At 55.4% G+C, this 16,495-nt stretch carries 17 protein-coding genes; 10 read left to right on the top strand and 7 right to left on the bottom strand.

Annotation, left to right across the window (positions count from 1 at the left end; all coding sequences use genetic code 11):
- The 4 genes from mntA to FH039_RS08345 are packed head-to-tail and all read right to left on the bottom strand — an operon-like array spanning position 1 to position 3,171.
- Positions 1-390 carry a type VII toxin-antitoxin system MntA family adenylyltransferase antitoxin gene (mntA, locus tag FH039_RS08330; protein ID WP_139680940.1) on the bottom strand — a complete coding sequence of 130 codons (390 nt, stop codon included), beginning with the start codon at positions 388-390 and terminating at the stop codon, positions 1-3.
- On the bottom strand, positions 368-796 hold the full coding sequence (hepT, locus tag FH039_RS08335) for a type VII toxin-antitoxin system HepT family RNase toxin (protein WP_139680941.1): 429 nt from the start codon (positions 794-796) through the stop codon (positions 368-370). The genes mntA and hepT overlap by 23 nt, the downstream gene beginning before the upstream one ends.
- A gap of 10 nt (positions 797-806) precedes the next feature.
- Positions 807-2,654: a hypothetical protein gene (locus FH039_RS08340; RefSeq protein WP_139680942.1), complete on the bottom strand. Its 1,848-nt coding sequence runs from the start codon at positions 2,652-2,654 to the stop codon at positions 807-809.
- Between the two features lies 1 nt (position 2,655).
- Positions 2,656-3,171: a hypothetical protein gene (locus FH039_RS08345; RefSeq protein ID WP_139681766.1), complete on the bottom strand. Its 516-nt coding sequence runs from the start codon at positions 3,169-3,171 to the stop codon at positions 2,656-2,658.
- Positions 3,172-3,482: 311 nt separating this feature from the next.
- Here FH039_RS08345 and FH039_RS08350 point away from each other — a divergent pair, with 311 nt between their 5' ends.
- From FH039_RS08350 to FH039_RS08365, 4 genes are all read left to right on the top strand, one after another.
- Positions 3,483-4,616, top strand: a complete 1,134-nt coding sequence (locus FH039_RS08350; protein ID WP_139681767.1) for a pentapeptide repeat-containing protein — start codon at positions 3,483-3,485, stop codon at positions 4,614-4,616.
- A 330-nt stretch (positions 4,617-4,946) separates the two neighbouring features.
- Positions 4,947-6,842 carry a phosphoadenosine phosphosulfate reductase domain-containing protein gene (locus tag FH039_RS08355; protein ID WP_139680943.1) on the top strand — a complete coding sequence of 632 codons (1,896 nt, stop codon included), beginning with the start codon at positions 4,947-4,949 and terminating at the stop codon, positions 6,840-6,842.
- A gap of 47 nt (positions 6,843-6,889) precedes the next feature.
- Positions 6,890-7,750, top strand: a complete 861-nt coding sequence (locus tag FH039_RS08360; RefSeq protein WP_139680944.1) for a helix-turn-helix transcriptional regulator — start codon at positions 6,890-6,892, stop codon at positions 7,748-7,750.
- 140 nt (positions 7,751-7,890) lie between these two features.
- Positions 7,891-8,505 (top strand): HVO_0476 family zinc finger protein, encoded by a 615-nt coding sequence (locus FH039_RS08365; protein WP_139681768.1) that lies wholly within the window; start codon positions 7,891-7,893, stop codon positions 8,503-8,505.
- Between the two features lie 76 nt (positions 8,506-8,581).
- On the opposite strand, the gene FH039_RS08370 is transcribed toward FH039_RS08365, so the two are convergent.
- The gene (locus FH039_RS08370; RefSeq protein ID WP_139680945.1) at positions 8,582-9,052 is read right to left on the bottom strand and encodes a PIN domain-containing protein; all 471 of its coding nucleotides are present in this window, start codon (positions 9,050-9,052) and stop codon (positions 8,582-8,584) included.
- Positions 9,049-9,246: a hypothetical protein gene (locus FH039_RS08375; RefSeq protein WP_139680946.1), complete on the bottom strand. Its 198-nt coding sequence runs from the start codon at positions 9,244-9,246 to the stop codon at positions 9,049-9,051. The genes FH039_RS08370 and FH039_RS08375 overlap by 4 nt, the downstream gene beginning before the upstream one ends.
- 115 nt (positions 9,247-9,361) lie before the next feature.
- On the opposite strand from FH039_RS08375, the gene rpl7ae reads away from it, so the two are divergent.
- The 5 genes from rpl7ae (at position 9,362) to ndk (ending at position 12,098) form a co-directional block, all read left to right on the top strand.
- Positions 9,362-9,733, top strand: a complete 372-nt coding sequence (gene rpl7ae / locus FH039_RS08380; protein WP_139680947.1) for a 50S ribosomal protein L7Ae — start codon at positions 9,362-9,364, stop codon at positions 9,731-9,733.
- A gap of 75 nt (positions 9,734-9,808) precedes the next feature.
- Complete coding sequence (locus FH039_RS08385; RefSeq protein ID WP_014011629.1) at positions 9,809-10,021, top strand: 30S ribosomal protein S28e; 213 nt, start codon at positions 9,809-9,811, stop codon at positions 10,019-10,021.
- Between the two features lie 5 nt (positions 10,022-10,026).
- Positions 10,027-10,233 carry a 50S ribosomal protein L24e gene (locus tag FH039_RS08390; protein WP_139680948.1) on the top strand — a complete coding sequence of 69 codons (207 nt, stop codon included), beginning with the start codon at positions 10,027-10,029 and terminating at the stop codon, positions 10,231-10,233.
- Between the two features lie 103 nt (positions 10,234-10,336).
- Positions 10,337-11,521: a V4R domain-containing protein gene (locus FH039_RS08395; RefSeq protein WP_240703198.1), complete on the top strand. Its 1,185-nt coding sequence runs from the start codon at positions 10,337-10,339 to the stop codon at positions 11,519-11,521.
- 52 nt (positions 11,522-11,573) lie between these two features.
- Complete coding sequence (gene ndk, locus FH039_RS08400; RefSeq protein WP_139680949.1) at positions 11,574-12,098, top strand: nucleoside-diphosphate kinase; 525 nt, start codon at positions 11,574-11,576, stop codon at positions 12,096-12,098.
- On the opposite strand, the gene FH039_RS08405 is transcribed toward ndk, so the two are convergent.
- Entirely contained in the window at positions 12,095-12,913 is an 819-nt protein-coding gene (locus FH039_RS08405; protein WP_139680950.1) for a hypothetical protein, read from the bottom strand. The two genes, ndk and FH039_RS08405, sit on opposite strands and share 4 nt — an antisense overlap.
- A gap of 93 nt (positions 12,914-13,006) precedes the next feature.
- Here FH039_RS08405 and infB point away from each other — a divergent pair, with 93 nt between their 5' ends.
- Positions 13,007-16,432 (top strand): intein-containing translation initiation factor aIF-2, encoded by a 3,426-nt coding sequence (infB, locus tag FH039_RS08410; protein WP_139681770.1) that lies wholly within the window; start codon positions 13,007-13,009, stop codon positions 16,430-16,432.
- The last annotated feature ends 63 nt before the right edge of the window (positions 16,433-16,495 follow it).

Below are 16,495 nucleotides of genomic sequence, written 5' to 3' on the forward strand. Positions count from 1 at the left end.
TTACATCGCGAGGATCTCTCTCCTCGCGATCCTTTCCAGGGGTTCGAAGTCGAGGTACTCCTCAACGGTTCTTTCGATGAACTTCAGCCTCTTCTCCTCGTCCCTGCTGAAGATGACTTCCCCCCTGCTAACGACCCTGTACCTGAAGGAAGGTGGAGCGTCGTTCAGGGTTCTAACGTCCACTTCCTTTCCAAGGTACCTCTCGAGTTCGGCCGAGAGCGAAAGCTCATATTTGAGGGGGTTATCAACGCCCTCCACGTACACCGCCACGTCTATGTCCCTTGGGTGCCCGGTCTCAAGGACGCTGCCGTGGAGGTAGGCGAACACCACCTCCGGATGCCCCTCGAGTGCCCCCCTGAGCTTTTCCTTAACTTCCCTGACGTTCAACATACTTCCCCACCGCCCTCACGAACTCCTCGAGGTCCCTGATGTCGTTCTCCATTATCTCAAAGACCAGCCCGTCGTCTATCCTCCAGTACCTGTGGACGAGCACGTTCCTGAACTTTGCCATCCTGGCGAGCCTTTCGGCGAGTTCCCCGTCAATGGCTCCAATATCGGCGAGCGTTCTGAAACAGTCGGCGTAGCTCTTGGGCACCCTCCCCCTTCTGACGGAGATGTGGTTGCAAACCGAAAACGCCCCCTCTATGGCCGTTATCAGCAGGTACTTGGCCGCGTTCCTCAGCAGGCTGTTTGAGAGGAACTCCTCCCTTCCGGCGTTGACTATCTCTCCAAGCTCCACGAGGGTTTCTTTTATTTCTGCAAGTCTTCTTTCAACGAGATCCCTGTCTATCTCCACCCCTTCCACCTCAGAGGAACCCCTCCTTGACGAGGACGTAGCCCACCCCTTCAACGAACTTGGTTATGTAACCCTTCTCCCTGGACAGCTCGTGGAAAGCCCTCTTTACCGTCTCCTCCGCGAAGTGCTCTAGGGCCTCTTCGAGCCTCACGTAGCCCCTCATTATTATCTTCTCCTCCAGGAAGTCCTTGACCTTGGCGAGAAGCTCCTCGTCCCTCTCGAGGCGGAGCATCGGCTCGAATGCCTTTGCGTACTCGTCGTGGGGGTTGTATATCAGCTCGCCGCTCTCAAGGTCGAGCAGAGCTAAAGAGACGTTCTCGGATATGAAGTTCCTGTGGAAGTCGCCCGAATTGACGTAGTTTGCTATCCTCCTCTCGAAGCCCGTTGGGGAGGCAACGAGGAGGACGATGCGGCCGTTCTTGGCCTCATCACGGGCATCAACCAGGAGCGCGTTGATATCTGCCAGCTCGAGGGGGTCGGTGTCGAAGCCGACCTCGGCGTAGCGCTCGGGCCTTCCATAGAAGAGCGCCCTTACGGTTATCTCCTCCTTCTTTCCGAGGAGCTTCTTCTCCTTGAGTCTGACCTCCACCAGTCTGTTGTCGGGGACGTTCTTGAGGTCCCTCTCGCTCAGCTTTCCTGTGTAGCGGCCCTTGTCAAAGGTCTTCCTCTCCTCGACGGACTCCACCTTGAAGGTCCTGCCCAGGAGCTTCACCTCGTCCCTGAACTTGCTCCTTATCCTCCCGACGAAGTTCATCTCGAGCATTCTCGCCTCGTCGAGCCTGACGAAGCGCGAGCCCTTCTCGACCTTGCCGGCCAGGCTCATTACCTCCTTTATCTTTCTCGAGACCTCGTCCTCCTTTTCCTTCAGCTCAAGCTCCCTCTTCCTTAGCTCCATCTCCTTTTCCTTAAGCTCCAGCTCCTTCCTCCTTATCTCAGCCTCCATGGCTTCAATGCTGGCCATCATTTCCCTCTGCATTCTCTCCAGTTCCGCCTCGAGGGTTCTTCTTGCCTCTTCGTCCTTCATTCTGCTTATCTCCTCGATGAGCCTCTGCCTCTCCTCCTCGAACTGTCTTCTCATCTCCTCCTTCTCCTGAATGAGCCTCGATATCTCGGCTTCCTTCGCAGTTTCAAGCCTTCTCCTGAGCTCTTCTTTCTCCCTCTCGAAGTTCCTGCGCATATCCTCCATCTGTCTCCTCAGCTCCTCCATCTCCCGCTCTTTAGCTTCCAGTCTTCTCTGGTACGTTCTCTCCACCGCCTGCGTCTCCTCTCCGGCCATCGTGAGGAAGTCCCTGAACCAGTCGAAGCGCATCGTTGCTTCCGCTATGGCCGCGTTTATCTTGCCCTTGTAGGAGTCCCACTTGGTCTTGAGGAACCCCCTCAGGGGAAGCTTTATCGAGGGGTCGTTGAGGGCATCATCAATCCACCTGTCCACGCCGTGGTAGTACTCCCTGAGGAGGCCAAGGACGTTGTTATCCCTGTGCATTATCTTCTTCATTATGTCCTCCTTGGAGTATATCTCGAAGACGTTGTAGCGGAGAACCCTCTCGAGGGCCTCCAGCTCCCTGTCCCTGTACCTCCTGCTCGCCGGCAGGTAGGTTTCCCCGTTCTGCCTGAAGCTCCATGCGAGTATGGCCAAAGCTCCCTCGAACTTGCCCCTGAAGTGCATGTCGAGGTCCTTCAGGAACTCCCCGCACTCGCCGTCGAGGTAGCGGTCGTAGTTCTCCTCTATCTGGAGCCAGAGCCTTTCCCTTCTGGAGAAGCTCTCCACGCCGATGTCGAGGCCCTCCTTCAGGACGCGCTCGGCGGGCTTCAAAAGCTCCTTAACACAGTCGGTTCGTCCTTCCTCAAATACCCCCATCTCAACCACCCGCGAAGAGCTTAAGCTCTTCATCTATCCTTTCGGCGAGAAAATCAACGGCATCGCCGTAGCCTTCAATCTCCAGGGTTACCTTTGTCCTTCCGTTTCCTTCGATGGTGGCCCTTATGGTGGCCCTTCCCTTTCTGGTGTACACGCTGTAAACCTTCGCCTCGTTCTCGGAGTGGGAGTAGCCGGCGTTCATCTTGGAGAGCAGGTAGTCGATGAACCTCTCGACGACCTTCTTTTCCTCGGCTATGGTGTATTCAAGGGTCCTCCTCTTTGCCCTGACCCCCTTCTCGACCCTCTTTGCGCTGTACACCTCGACCTTCTCCTCGGCGTTGCCCTCAAGCCTCGAGAAAAGCTCCTCCAGGAACTCCTGGGGCTCGTCCGTTTCGATGTAGAAAACCACCCCTCTGGGCTTTTTCACGGTGGCTCGTGAGGACCATTTGTCCAAAAGATAGTCTATGCGCTTTCTCTCGGCATCGTTATCGTACGTGACGAAGATTATGTAGCCCATAAGCACCACTGCGATGAATTAGTCGTTCATCTTATTTAAAGTTTTCTCCGATTTGGAGGATACTCTGTGCCTCTGTAATGCCCTTGACTGGATTTAGCTGGCTCAATCATAACGAAGTTTTACCGTGTTTGGCGGACTGCTGGAACCTCCCGTGGTGACGTTGCGTTTCCCAGACGTTAGGGCGTTATGGAATAAATGGTTTTCGCCCCATGAAAAGTTCAGCTGTTATAGAGTCCACAAAACAAATAAATACGTTTTGCGAGATATAAAATGCTTTCGCACCCCACCCACAGCTTTCCGGGCTGGTGTCCATGAGGTGCGTCCACGGCTACCGCCACAACCCCATCAAGGAGTGCCCCAGAGAGGCGGAGGAGGACTCGGCATTCTGCCCCTTCCATGAGCCCGTTGGCGGGAAGGATTTTGAAAGAGCCGACCTCTCCGGCGAAGATCTGGAGGAAGCTTATCTCTCGGGCGCCAACCTGAGAAAGGCCAACCTGGAGGGCAGCAACCTCCGCTATTCAGACCTCAGCGATGCCGACCTCTCACACGCCAACCTCTCCTGGGCACATCTTGAGGGCTCGGATCTAAGCGGCGCGGACCTCTCCCACGCCAGCCTGGGCAGTTCCCGCTTGGACGGTGCCGACTTAAGCGGAGCAAAACTCATTCACGCCGACCTTTCTCTCGCGAGCCTTGAGAACGCCACCCTTGCCAGCGCTGACCTCCGGGGTGCGGAGCTCTACGGGGCAAACCTTAACGGGGCGAACCTCTTCAGCGCGGACTTCAGGGGTGCGAAGCTCTACGGGGTCTCCTTGACCGGCGCCAAGAACCTGCGCTACGCGAGGTTCGACGAGATCGTCGTTGAGGAAGTCATCGGCGACCGGCTCGTTCGGCAGGGTAAGTATTCGGAAGCCCTCGAATCGTACAACCGGGCGATAGACGTCTACCTCCTCCTCAAGAAGCTCTTCGCGGAACAGGGAATATACGAGGCCGCGAGCAGGTACTCCATAGGCGAGTGGCGCGTTCGCGGGAAGATTCAAAGACTGGCCCACGAAGCTCTGGAAAATGCTCACGTCGAGGCGTTTCTTCCCCTCACCGCGAGGTTCAGGAAGAGGTGGCTGGCGTTTCTTGAGGGAAAGTTGAGATGGCTCGCCAACCGCTTTCTCTGGTACACCTCCAGCTACGGCGAGAGTCCCTGGCGGGTCTTCCTGACGACGGTGGGAGTTATACTCGCCTACGCCGCCCTTTACAGCCATCTCGGCGCGGTTGAGGGAGCGGAAAGCTTCGCGGAGAACCTCTACTTCAGCGTGGTAACCTTCACAACCGTCGGCTACGGCGATTACGTTCCGAAGCCCCGCTACCACCTTCTCGCGGTAAGCGAGGCCTTCCTTGGGGCGTTCATGATGGCCTTCTTCGTCGTCGTGCTGAGCAGGAAGGTGATAAGGTAAAAGAAGTCAGACCTTTTCAAAGCCCACCCTTACCTTGTGCACCATTATCTCGGCCTTCCCCATGATTTCTTTCAGATCCTTCAGCTCATAAGCCACCGTCGGTTTTTGCCTGTTATCCCCTCGCTATGAGGGTTTGGTCATACCCAGTGGAGTACTATGCCTGCCATGAAAACACCCCATTGCTTGCCGGTTGAGAACCGGCTACTCTTTAAAAACTCTTGCCGATTACCATTCGGCAAGACCTTATAAATCCCTGCCGAACGCCGTTCCGCAAGGCCGACCAATCGCCTTTATAAACCCCCGCTCCCTTTTCGCCTCAGGTGAGAGAAAATGGGAAGGCCAGTCTTCCTCGGTAAGGCTTACATAAACTGGTGCGAGAAGTGCAACGTCCCGCTCATCGGCGATAGCTGTGCCGTTCACGGAAAGGAGGGCGTTTTCCGCCTCAACATCACACCTCCCGGCGATTTGAGATTCGCCTTCGAGAAGGACATCGAGTTCATACGCTCGGTGTTCAAGGAGCACTACGGCGTCGATATCGGCGAGCTGTTCGAGGGGAAGGTGGTTCTCCTCAACAAGACCCCCGGGGAGGACGACTCCTACGAGATAATCCTCGACGGCTACGTCTTCGGCTGGATACGCTTCGACCCGCTGGAGCTGAAGTGGAAGCCGGGCTTAAAGGTCGAAGGAGCGATAGCCCTCTGGAAGCGCTTCGGAAGGTCCATGCGCAAGTGGATAATCGTCGATGAAGGGGCCATAGAACCGATTCTGAGCGGCTCCAACCTCCTGCCGGTTGGTATAATCGAGGCCGAGGGGAGCATAAGGCGGAACGACGACGTAATCCTGGTTTCGGAGAGCGGTGAGGTCATCGCGACCGGCATAGCGAAGAAGGACTACGAGGGGCTTGCCAACAAGGAGCGCGGAACCGGCGTCAAGGTCAGGCGGCAGAAGAGCGTGAACTACCGCGAGGGAAGGAAGGCCACTATGGAGGACGTGCTGAGGGCCAACTCCATCGAGCTTGAGAGGAAAGTGATGGAAGCGAGGCGCTTCATGAAAAAGGTTGCCGCTAAGTACTCCGACCTCCCGATAGCGGTTGCCTTCTCGGGAGGGAAGGACAGCTTAGCTGTTCTCGGCCTTGCTCTGGAGGAGTTCGGCGACGAGGGCTTCACCGTCTTCTTCAACAACACGGGCATAGAGTTCCCCGAAACGCTTGAATACGTCGAGGAGCTGAGGAGGGAGCTTGAGCCGAAGGGGATAAAGTTCATCGTTGCCGACGCCGGCGACGCATTCTGGCGCGCTCTCCACGTCTTCTCCCCGCCGGGCCGCGACTACCGCTGGTGCTGTAAGGTAACAAAGCTCGGCCCCATAACGATGGCGATAAAGGAGAACTACCCCGAAGGAGTTCTCATGTTCGTCGGTCAGAGGAAGTACGAGAGCATAAAGCGCTTCAAGCAACTCCGCGTCTGGAAGAACCCCTGGGTGCCGAACGAGACCGGGGCATCGCCGATATTCCACTGGCGCGCGCTGGAGGTCTGGCTCTACATCTTCAGCAGGAACCTCAAGTACAACCCGCTCTACGAGGACAGGCTCGACAGAATAGGCTGCTTCCTCTGCCCGAGCGCCTCCTTAGCGGAAATCTACACCCTCAGGGAGGAGAAGCCAGAGCTTTGGGAAAAGTGGGAGGGCGAACTTGAGAGGTGGAAGAGGCGCTTTGGAATGCCCGACGAGTGGATAACCTATGGCTTCTGGCGGTGGAAGAAGCTCAGCAGGGGCGAGAAGGCGATAGCGAGGGAACTCGGAGTGGAAATGCCGGAGGAGCGCTCCTGGGAGCCCGTGAAGTATTCGATGGTGGAGAACGACGACGGCACCTTCACGGTTCGCTTCAACACCGTCGTGAACCTGAGGAGGATTAAAGAAGTTGCCCCGATCCTTGGAGAGGTCGAAGAGGGCGAAAACTACATAAGAGCGGGGGAGGTTACCTTTAGGGAGGACGGCGCATACACAGGAGACTTCGGCGAGGGAGTCCAGGCGTACTACCTCATAAAGAGGGCCTACGAGTGCGTCGGCTGCGGCGTCTGCGTCGGTAAGTGTCCGGAAGGGGCGCTCAGTATCGACCCGAGGAGCAAGAAGATCGTCGTGAACGGTGAGCTCTGCACCCACTGCAGGGAGTGTATGGACGTATGCCCTCTGCTGAAAATCAAAAACCCCGAGGAAGGAAGCCAGCTTTAATTGGGTTAGTCTCCATTCTCCTCTTCCTCTCCTTCGCGCTCCACGGTGTGGGGGCGCAGGAATACGACTACGAGATAAACGCCTACGCGGTCTATTTCGACGTGGTTACCCCCAGCCAGGTGGAAGAGACAATTGAGATCGATTTAACTTCCCACACAAACCTCAGCCAGTATGTTATCTACACGGACTACCCCGTGGAGGATCCGCGGGCCGTTCTAGACCTTCCGAGCGGCGTGAAACCGGTAAACGTGACGGTCAGGGAGGTCCTGGGGGGAACGAACGCAATCTACATGTACTTCCCAACCCTTGGTCCGGGCGAGAGCGCGAGGATACGGCTGACTTTCACGACCAGGGGCATGATAACAGAGGACGAAGGGAAGAAGCAGTTCACCTATTACATACGCTTCAGCCAGCCTGTCGGGCTGTTCCACATGCAGCTGGTCGTTCCCAGGGGCTACGCGGTACTCTCCCCGATAATTCCATCGCCGGACCGGGTCGAGAGCTCCACAAGCCGGCTCCTGCTTGAGTGGACGCGCCGCGACCTCCGCGCCGGCGATGAGTTCTACTTCATAGTGGGATTCTCGGGCGAGATAACGGCCCCTTCCCAGCCATCCCCGCTCATCTACGTGGGAACCTTCCTGGCGGGCCTCCTCATCGGCGGCGGCTCCGTTTACGGCTACATCCTCTACCGCGAGAGGAAGCGCGAGGAGGAGAAGGCCCACCTGAGGAGCGATGAGGAGAAGATACTCGCCCTGCTGAGGGAGGGCCCGGTTCTCCAGAGCGAACTCGCCGATAAGCTCGGCGTTTCGAAGGCGAAGGTCAGCATAATCCTCCGTGAGATGGAGGAAAAGGGCCTTATCACGCGCGTGAAGGAGGGAAGAACCTACAGGGTCTTCCTGAGGGAGTGAGGCAAAAATGGTAAAGTCCACTTTACCAAAATCCTTAGATGTGGTAAAGTTTAGTTAGACAATTCCCGATGCTCCGGCGGATTCGCCTCGAAAGAACACCTTTATAAACGCCTCCCCTCTTCTTCCCACTGGTGAGAGACATGGAGGAGTATTTCATCTGTCCGGAGTGCGGTAGCGATGACGTTGAGGTCATCAAGGAGAGGGGGAGGGAGCTTACCCTTCGCTGCAACGAGTGTGGCAACGTGTGGCACGTCACGCTTCCAAAGCTCATTAAGGTCCCGCTGATAGTCAGCAAGCACGAGAGGAGTTTCAAAACCTCCGTCGAACTGCCGGAGGGCGAGAAAATACGGGTGGGTGACGTAGTCGAGACCGAAGACGATGAGGTCAGGATAACCGGCATAGAGCTTGATGGGGACAGGCGCGTGGAAAGGGCCGAGATAGGCGAGATAAGAACCCTCTGGGGCGAGAGCTTAACCTATCCTAAGGTCATCAAGGTCTCCATCTATCTGCCGAAGGGCGTAACCCAGGCCTTCAGGGTCAAAGTCGGCAGGGACGAGGAGTTCGTCGTCGGAGAGGTTCTTGAGGTCGGCGGCTACACCTTCCGGATCGAGAAGATAAAGACGGAGACCAAGATGCTCCGTCACGGTGGAGCGAGGGCCGACAAAATCGTCTCCATCATGGGACACTCGATCCCCCGTGCCCGCGCAAGGAGGAGTCTGGAGATATACAGGGGCTATGGCAGGGAATCCCGGTGAGAACACCGGAGATGATGAGGTTTTCTTTCCTTTTCTGACCCCTTTGGGGAATGAAGAGCTTGGCCGCTGCTGACTTTTATCTCCAGAAACTTTTTGGGCATAATTCTACAACACCGGACACATTCTGAAAATCTTTATCCAGAGTTGCCAGTTTGTCCGCGCCGTTGGTCAGTAGCGTTGCAAGGATGCGGGCATCATTCGGCAGCAGATGGTACTTTTGGGCTAGTATGATGGTGTCCTCCCAACTGACGTTTTCGGGTATTGTCACAACGTTGTGGAATACCAATGTTGCCTTCACGTAGCTGTATGACTTTGAAAGGATCTCTGGAGAAACCTTGTTGGATTTCAGAGCTTCTCTTAGGCTTTTTGTCGAGGTTATCCCGTACTCGTCTTTGGCAAGTTTTCTGAGGGTTACGAAAATGGCCTCACTTATGACAGTGTCGGAGATGATCTTTGGCTCCGGGGTGGAAAGGACCTCGGTGGCGTACTTTGTTAGTTCCGTTTCAAAGATATAATTGCAGATTATGTTGGTGTCCAGATATATCAAGACTCATACACCTCATCGGCGTACTCATCAAGTTCTTTTGAGGTAGATTTTCCCCCAAATCCGGGCTTTAAAGTCTTAATGAGGTGATTTATCTCCTCCTCCAGTTCTGCCTTCATGATGTCTGCCTCAAACCTTTCCCTGAGTTCTGGGGGGAGGGTCTTAAGGAACTCGTACATCTTTATGACCTCAGACATGGTATTTGCTTCGGTTTAAGGCTTAAATCGTTTCCTATCGAAATCCTTTTAAAGCCTCCCCCAGAATCGAGCATGCACAACTCGATGAACGATGAGGATTCCGGAGGGATGAAAAATGGCCAAGCCAAGCTACGTCAAGTTTGAGGTTCCGGCTGAGCTTGCTGAGAAGGCTCTCGAAGCTGTTGAGCTCGCTCGCGACACCGGAAGGATAAGGAAGGGTACCAACGAGACGACCAAGGCCGTTGAGAGGGGCCAGGCCAAGCTCGTTATCATCGCTGAGGACGTTGACCCCGAGGAGATTGTTGCCCACCTCCCGCCGCTGTGCGAGGAGAAGGAGATTCCGTACATCTACGTTCCGAGCAAGAAGGAGCTCGGTGCTGCTGCCGGGCTTGAGGTTCCAGCGGCCAGCATAGCCATCGTTGAGCCCGGCAAGGGCCGCGAGCTCGTTGAGGACATCGCTATGAAGGTCAGGGAGCTCATGAAGTGAGCTCCTTTTCCCTTCATTCACGGAAAGGTTTAAGTTCATCCGTGCGAGGGATTTTTAGGTTAAGGGGTGTGAGAAATGAGCGACGAAGGATACCCGGCTGAGGTTATTGAGATAGTCGCCAGGGCCGGCGTCACCGGTGGCGTTACTCAGGTCAAGGTTAGAGTTTTAGAGGGCCGCGACAAGGGCCGCGTCATCAGGAGAAACATCAAGGGCCCGGTCCGCGTCGGCGACATAGTCATCCTCAGGGAGACCGAGCGTGAAGCCAGGGAGATCAGGACCAGGAGGTAATCGCGATGGCCAGGTGGAACGTCTGCTCCTACTGCGGAAAGGAGTTCGAGCCGGGAACGGGCAAGATGTACGTCAGGAACGACGGCAGAGTCCTGTTCTTCTGCTCGGGCAAGTGCGAGAAGTACTACTTCATGGGCAGGAACCCGAGGAAGCTCAAGTGGACCAAGGCCTTCGAGGAGGCCCGCCTTCAGAGGGCCAAGAGGAGGAAGTGATTTCTTTCTTTTCTTATGTTTGCCGGCTTCCGTTCTAATAACTTATATTGAATATTCGCAATTGTTATAAATCCTTCAATACACTTTAACCCGGGGGAATCCTATGATCCCGCTGGGAATAAAGCGCCTGGATGAGGTACTGGGTGGGGGTATTGAAGAGGGATCCAGCCTCGCATTTGTAGGTTCGATCTGTCGAGACAACATTGTCCTAATGCATCAGCTTGTTTTCAACCTTCTGAAAGAAGGATACAGGGTTTTGCTCGTGGAGTTCCGGCAGTCTACCGACATGCTTAGAAAAGAGCTCCTTCACTACAATATAGACTACTCCCTTTTTGTGGAGAACGGTCAGCTGCGTATCCTCGATGGTTTTTCAAACCTCTACGGGGTTGAGAAAATTCAGGGAGCCAACGTTCTCTCCAACCCCCTAGACCTTGGAATAACGTCCGCGGTGATAAGAGACACAATGTCCGGAGGGGGGTTTGATTTCCTCGTTATAGACGACCTAAACGTTCTTTACACCCTCCAGTCCAACTCAAAGGCGTACCTCAGGGCAATCGTGAGGCTGGTGAACTCAATAAAGAGAAAGGGGTTCCAAACCTTCGCGGCTTTTTCCGAGGATGTCTTTGAGAGAAGCGACTTAACTGCCGGTTTAATGCCCTTTGATTATGTGTTTGAGGTCAGGGACGGGTACATAACCCTGCGTCGTTCTCTCCAGCCCCTCAAAATACCCTCCCCAAGGATGCCGTATATAAAAACCGAACGCGGTGTTGAGGATATTCTGGAGAGACACACAGCCCTTGAATCCATAAAAAGGGACCTCTGGCTCGATGAGGACGGCAATCTATGGCTGGGTGATACAAGGGTTCAACTCATAAATGAGGACAGCGAGGCGTCGCTGGTTGAGTTCGTCTACGAATACCTCGGCCCGGAGGACGGAAAACGCTTCCTTTACCTCTGGGGAAGAAAGGAGTTCATAGGTATCGGCAGAGCAACACGGAATCAGTACGACAACCTTCACGATGCCCTGATGTCGGTTAAACTCGCAACTGAATCCAGCGGAGGCGGACGGATAGAAATTGTGGAAATTCAGGAGGATTTCGTCGTTCTCCGGGGCAGAAACCTGTTTCCATTCCGGAAGGGCTATTCGTACCCTTTCCACATTAACTATGTGGGAGAACTTTCCCAGTTTTTGACGGAGTTCACAGGCGAACAGTGGGAAGGGGAAGAAATCAAGTGCCAGTCAATGGGTTCTGAATATTGTGAATTCGTGTTTAGGCGTAAAAGGTGAAGTCCAAAAACCTATTAACACTGTTCCATGTATATTCATCGAGGTGTTGCCGATGGCGGAGAAGAAGATAGAAAGAACACTCGTTATACTCAAGCCCGACGCAGTCGTCCGCGGGCTGATGGGCGAGATAATCTCCCGCTTTGAGAAGAGGGGACTTAAAATCGTCGGGATGAAGATGATATGGATCGACCGCGAGCTGGCGGAGAGGCACTACGAGGAGCACAAAGGAAAGCCCTTCTTTGAGCCGCTCATCGACTACATAACCAAGGCCCCGAGTGTCGTCATGGTGGTTGAGGGCAGATACGCCATAAGCGTCGTCAGGAAGATGGCGGGGGCGACCGATCCGAAGGACGCCGATCCCGGAAGCATAAGGGGCGACTACGGCCTCGACGTTGGGGACGCCATCTACAACGTTGTCCACGCCTCAGACAGCCCTGAGAGCGCCGAGAGGGAGATAAACCTCTACTTCAAGCCGGATGAGCTCTACAGATACTGCAAAGCCGCAGACTGGTTCTATCACACGCACGCCAAGGCAAAGAGGGAGTACCTCGACAGCATGGACTGCCTTGAGCGTTAAACTGCCACATCAATCTTCCTCTTTCTTTTCCTGAGGAACTCCCTGTACTCCCTTGCGACTTCGGGGCACGGCGTGGGGTGCCCTTTTGTAACAAACGCGGCCCCAATGAGCGTGGAGAGATAAGCCGTTGTCAGGCCGACTATAACGGTGAGGTCTCCGGGAGGCAGCAACACTGCTAGAAGGGGCAACAGGGAAACCAGAAGCCCCGTGGCTTTTCTTAAGCTCGAGGGCTTTCCGGCGCGCTTCATGCACTCCACGAGCTCCCTGGCTCTTGGGAACTCCTTCAGCGTCCTACCGCCTATGAGGACGGTATCCCTGATGAGGGCGCCCATAAGGCTGTCTTCGTCGGTCATGCAATCCCCTATCTCCTGTGGGCACGGCTTCACATTTAGTCCTCTGAGCGGGTTTTTCAGGGATAGCACCACCACAATGCCTATCAGCACAATTCCGATTGCCAGAAATCCGGACCAGAACTGGGACGCCAGAGCAACCCCGAGGGAGATGTAGGGCAGTGTGATAAAGCTGATCTGGATGAAGTCGTCGATTCTCAGTCCTTTTCTTGTCCTGAACTCCACATACGCCAGCGCCACGATTAGCCCCAGGAATGTTTCGGTTCCCGCTATGAATTCTGGAGAAAATCCATCCATTGAGACATTAAGGCCGGCGAAGAGCCCGAGCTCGTGAAGGGCGATGGCATAGGTTACGAGTGGAACTCCTATGATGGCGATGAGAACCTCGCTGGCCTTTCCGAGGAGCTTCCCTAGAATAAGGGCTGTTGGAATTCCTATAACCACTCCCATTACGAGCGCTATCATGCAACCACCGCTGGACTTTACTACGGAGCTTTTTAATTCTTGCCCCGAACCCTTTAAAAACCTACGCCGGATTTAACCCCAGAGGTGAGGAGAATGAGGAGGATAAGACAGCCCATCATAGCGGTTCTCGGTCACGTTGACCACGGCAAGTGCCTGCTTCCGAGTGAGACCGTGGTGGTTCCAGAGCTGGGCAGGATAACCCTCAAAGAGCTCTTCGAGCTCGGTGGGAGGGTCATCGAGAGTGACGAGGAGAAGGAGATAAGGGAGCTCTTCCTCCCGGTGACGTCCGCTGGAGCTAACGCAAGAATATCGGTCGGGACTGGAACCCACGTGTGGCGTCTCAGGCACAGGGGAAGGATGGTGAAGGTCAGGCTCAAGAACTGGCACTCGGTCGGCGTCACGCCGGAGCACCCGTTCCTGACGACAAAGGGGTGGAAGAGGGCAGACCAGCTCAGACCCGGTGATTACGTTGCTGTTCCAAGGTTCCTGCACGCCAACGAGAGCAGGGACATCTTCGTTCGCTTTGTGAGAAAGAAGCTCTCAACGCCGGAGCTGATAGCGAAGCTCAGGGAGGATGCTCTTGAAAAAGTCAAGGAGAAGTTCAGGGGAGAGAAGGAATACAAGGTTCGGTCAAACGTGTTCCGGGCCGAGGATCTTGACGGGCTCTGGGATGCCGTTGAGAGGATAGCGTTCACCCCAAGGATACACCGCTCCGGAAAGCCCCTGCACTACGTAAGGCTACCGGAGACTGACGAGGAGTGGAAGGCGCTCTTTTACTTCGCCGGCGTTATGTTCGGCGATGGAAGCCAGGACAAGATAGCCAACAACGACGTCGAGGTCTTCGAGAGGCTCAAGGCTGTGGAATCCCTCGGGGTCGAGCTCTTGAGGGTTAGGCGCAGAACGTCCTGGGAGATTGAAATCAGAAACGGTAAGAACGCCCTGATAAGGCTCATCCGCGTTCTCTTTGATTATCCAGAGAGACAGAAGGCCAGGAGCATAACGGCTCCGGATATCCTGTTCATAGCCCCGAGGGAATACGTTGCGGAGTTCCTCCGCGGATACTTTGACGCGGATGGCCACGTTAGCCTCAAGGATGTCAGGATTGAAATAACCAGCGCGTCGCGGGAGTTCCTTGAGGAGCTCTCCCTCGTCCTCCTGAGGTTCGGCATAGTCTCAAAGCTCTACCGCTCCGACTACACGACCCTCGTGATTTCCGGAAGAAGGAACCTTGAGGCGTTCAGGAAGCTGATCGACTTCACGGTTAAGGAAAAGGCCGAGCGCCTTGAGAGAGTCGTTGAGAAAAGTAAAAAGAGCGAAACCTATCCAATATTCGAGGAACTCAAACGCCTCAGGCTACTCTTTGGATTCACGAGGACGGAGCTGAACTCGTTCGTTCCGTTCTACTCAAAGTATGAGTCCAGCGAGGCGCCGAGCTACGAGACCCTAATGAGGATTCTCGACGCTATAGAGAGGGGCTCGCCTACGCTCGTCAAGAAGCTTGCTGTGCTTGAGGGAAAAGCCAGGAACCACAACTACCTCCTCGCCCTCGAAAAGGACGGCCTAATAAAGGGCGGAAAACTCACCGACCTCGGAAGGGAGCTCCTTGAGGTCTGGCGCAACAGGGAGTTCGATTCGAGAGATGTTGCCTACGTCCGCAACCTCGCGGAGAACTTCGTGTTCGTCCCGGTTGAGGAAATTGAGGAGTTCGACTACGACGGCTACGTCTACGACCTGACGACCGAGACCCACAACTTCGTCGCCAACGGAATCCTCGTGCACAACACAACTCTCCTTGACAGAATCAGGCGCACAAACGTCGCCGGCAAGGAAGCCGGTGGAATAACCCAGCACATTGGTGCGACTGAAGTGCCTATTGAGACCGTCAAAGGGCTCGCCGGCCCGCTGATGAAGCTCTGGAAGGGTGAGATAAAGCTCCCGGGACTGCTCTTCATCGACACTCCCGGTCACGAGGCCTTCACGAGCCTGCGCGCGAGGGGAGGGAGCCTGGCCGATCTGGCGGTTCTCATCGTGGACATCAACGAGGGCTTCCAGCCGCAGACGATAGAGAGCATCGAGATACTCAGGAAGAACAGGACGCCCTTCATCGTGGCCGCCAACAAGATAGACAGGATAAAGGGCTGGAAGGTGGAGGAGGATGAGCCTTTCCTCGTGAACATCAAGAAGCAGGACCAGCGGGCGCAGCAGGAGCTTGAGACCAAGCTCTGGGAACTCATTGGAAAGTTCTACGAGATGGGCTTCCAGGCAAACCGCTTCGACCGCGTCCAGAACTTCACCCGCGAGCTGGCGATAGTCCCGATATCCGCCAAGTACGGTATCGGCGTCCCCGAACTTCTCGTCCTCATCGCAGGTCTCAGCCAGAAATACCTCGAGGAGAAGCTCAAGATCGAGGTTGAAGGGCCGGCGCGCGGCACCATACTGGAGATACGCGAGGAAGTCGGCCTGGGAACCACGCTTGACGTCATCATCTACGACGGAACCCTCAGGAAGGACGACACCATCGTGGTTGGGGGCAAAGATAAGGCGATAGTTACAAAAATCCGCGCCCTCCTCAAGCCGAAGCCCCTCGACGAGATACGCGACCCGAGGTTCCGCTTCGACCAGGTTGAAGAGGTCGCCGCCGCGGCGGGTATAAAGATAGCCGCCCCGGGACTTGAGGAGGCTTTAGCCGGCTCGCCAGTTATAGCGGCCCGCTCGGAGGAGGACGTTGAAAAGGCCAGGCAGGAGATCCTGAGCCAGATACAGAGCGTCGTCATAAGCACCGGCAAGGTGGGCGTCATAGTCAAGGCGGACACCCTCGGAAGCCTCGAAGCCCTCAGCAAGGAGCTCCAGGAGAAGGGGATCCCCATAAGAAAGGCCGACGTAGGGAACATCAGCAAGACCGACGTGATGGAAGCTTTAAGCGTTCGCGAGGAGGAAGAGAAGTACGGCGTTGTTCTGGGCTTCAACGTCAGGGTGAACGAGGACGCTGAGGAGGTCGCCAAGGCCAAAGGCGTTCCCATATTCACCGGCAACATCATCTACAAGCTCATCGAGGACTACGAGGAGTGGATCAGGGCTGAGGAGGAGAAGAAGAAGCGCGAACTCCTCAGCAAGGTCACCTTCCCGGGCGTCATAAGGCTCTACCCGGACGAGAGGTACGTCTTCAGGAGGAGCCACCCCGCGATAGTAGGCGTTGAGATCGTGGAGGGCCGCATAAGACCCGGAGTGGCGCTCATCAAGCAGAACGGCCAGAAGATCGGCGTCATCAAGTCCATCAAGAACAAGAACGACTTCGTCCAGGAGGCCAGGAAGGGCGACGCCGTTGCGATAGCCATCGAGGGCGCGATGGTCGGCAGGCACATCCACCCGGGAGAGACGCTCTACGTTGATCTGAGCAAGAACGACGTCATAATCCTCGCCAAGCAGCTCAAGAACGAGCTGGACGAGACCGACATAAAGGCGCTGAAGATGACGGCGAAGGTGAAGGCTCAGCAGGATCCGTTCTGGAAGGCGGTTTGAGGTATCTTACATCCCCATTTTATTTTGTATTGAACTGGGGTTCTCTGACCTCCTCCCCGCCCT

The sequence above is a fragment of the Thermococcus indicus genome, assembly GCF_006274605.1.
Classification (GTDB): Archaea; Methanobacteriota_B; Thermococci; order Thermococcales; family Thermococcaceae; genus Thermococcus; species Thermococcus indicus.

What these genes read in the sequence shown, in the direction of transcription:
- mntA (WP_139680940.1), bottom strand. Translation starts at nt 390, where the DNA reads ATGTTGAACGTCAGGGAAGTTAAGGAAAAGCTCAGGGGGGCACTCGAG.
- FH039_RS08340 (WP_139680942.1), bottom strand. Translation starts at nt 2,654, where the DNA reads ATGGGGGTATTTGAGGAAGGACGAACCGACTGTGTTAAGGAGCTTTTG.
- FH039_RS08345 (WP_139681766.1), bottom strand. Translation starts at nt 3,171, where the DNA reads ATGGGCTACATAATCTTCGTCACGTACGATAACGATGCCGAGAGAAAG.
- FH039_RS08350 (WP_139681767.1), top strand. Translation starts at nt 3,483, where the DNA reads ATGAGGTGCGTCCACGGCTACCGCCACAACCCCATCAAGGAGTGCCCC.
- FH039_RS08355 (WP_139680943.1), top strand. Translation starts at nt 4,947, where the DNA reads ATGGGAAGGCCAGTCTTCCTCGGTAAGGCTTACATAAACTGGTGCGAG.
- FH039_RS08365 (WP_139681768.1), top strand. Translation starts at nt 7,891, where the DNA reads ATGGAGGAGTATTTCATCTGTCCGGAGTGCGGTAGCGATGACGTTGAG.
- FH039_RS08375 (WP_139680946.1), bottom strand. Translation starts at nt 9,246, where the DNA reads ATGTCTGAGGTCATAAAGATGTACGAGTTCCTTAAGACCCTCCCCCCA.
- rpl7ae (WP_139680947.1), top strand. Translation starts at nt 9,362, where the DNA reads ATGGCCAAGCCAAGCTACGTCAAGTTTGAGGTTCCGGCTGAGCTTGCT.
- FH039_RS08385 (WP_014011629.1), top strand. Translation starts at nt 9,809, where the DNA reads ATGAGCGACGAAGGATACCCGGCTGAGGTTATTGAGATAGTCGCCAGG.
- FH039_RS08390 (WP_139680948.1), top strand. Translation starts at nt 10,027, where the DNA reads ATGGCCAGGTGGAACGTCTGCTCCTACTGCGGAAAGGAGTTCGAGCCG.
- FH039_RS08395 (WP_240703198.1), top strand. Translation starts at nt 10,337, where the DNA reads ATGATCCCGCTGGGAATAAAGCGCCTGGATGAGGTACTGGGTGGGGGT.
- ndk (WP_139680949.1), top strand. Translation starts at nt 11,574, where the DNA reads ATGGCGGAGAAGAAGATAGAAAGAACACTCGTTATACTCAAGCCCGAC.
- FH039_RS08405 (WP_139680950.1), bottom strand. Translation starts at nt 12,913, where the DNA reads ATGATAGCGCTCGTAATGGGAGTGGTTATAGGAATTCCAACAGCCCTT.
- infB (WP_139681770.1), top strand. Translation starts at nt 13,007, where the DNA reads ATGAGGAGGATAAGACAGCCCATCATAGCGGTTCTCGGTCACGTTGAC.